The following is a 1,013-nucleotide window of genomic DNA, read 5'->3' on the forward strand; positions in this document are numbered from 1 at the left end:
GGCGTCGGCGAAGCGGACGGTGCCGCGGACCTGGGCCACCCAGTAGTCGGCGGTGCGCAGTTCCTCACCTTCGGCCACCTTGCCGGTGAGTGTGGAGATGACGGGGATCTGCGGGGTGTTGAACGTCAGTGCGGCGGCGACGGTACGGAACTCCTCGAGCATTGCGTCCATGTGGGGGGAGTGGAATGCGTGGGAGACGGTGAGCTGCTTGGTTCTGTGGCCCAGTGCCGTCAGTTGCTCCGCAACCTCGGCGATGGCCGTTTCGTCACCCGAAATCACCACCGAGTGCGGAGCGTTGACTGCGGCGATGGCGATTTCGGTCTCCCGGCCGGTGAGCAGGGGGAGTACTTCGTCTTCGGTGGTCTGGACGGCCAGCATGGTTCCGTTGCCGGGTAGTGCCTGCATGAGTCGTGCGCGGGCGGTGACGAGGGTGGCTGCGTCGGGGAGGGTGAGGATTCCGGCGACGTGTGCTGCGGTGAGTTCGCCGATGGAGTGGCCTGCGATGTAGTCGGGCCTGATTCCCCATGATTCGGCGAGGCGGAAGAGTGCGACTTCGACGGCGAAGAGGGCGGGCTGGGTGAAGCCGGTCTCGTCGAGGCCTTCGCCGGTGGCGATGACGTCGCGTAGGGGGCGTTCGAGCAGGGGGTCGAGCGCGTTGAGGACTTCGTCGAGTGCTGTGGCGAAGGCGGGGAAGGCGTTGTACAGCTCCAGGCCCATTCCTGCTCGCTGTGCGCCCTGGCCGGTGAAGAGGAAGGCGGTTGATCCGGCGGTGCGTGTGCCCTGGAGGACGGCTGGGTGTGTTTCGCCGGCGGCCAGTGACCGCAGGCCGCTGATCAGGTCGGTGCGGCCGGAGCCGGTGACCACCGCGCGTTGTTCGAGTGCTGAGCGGCCGGTGGCGAGCGAGAAGGCGACATCGAGGGGGGAGAGGCCGGGGTTCTCCTCCACCCGGTCGAGCAGGCGGCGGGCCTGCTCACGCAGCGCGCCGGCAGTCCTCGCCGACACCACCCACGGCA

General features: G+C 68.2%; 1 protein-coding gene. It reads right to left on the reverse strand.

Features of this window, described 5'->3' with window-relative positions; translation table 11 throughout:
* Nucleotides 1-1,013 (reverse strand): acyltransferase domain-containing protein (locus NLX86_RS34240; protein WP_254375723.1); only part of this gene is annotated, 1,013 nt, incomplete at both ends.

Origin of the sequence: Streptomyces sp. A3M-1-3, from assembly GCF_024213665.1 — a bacterium.
GTDB lineage: Bacteria > Actinomycetota > Actinomycetes > Streptomycetales > Streptomycetaceae > Streptomyces.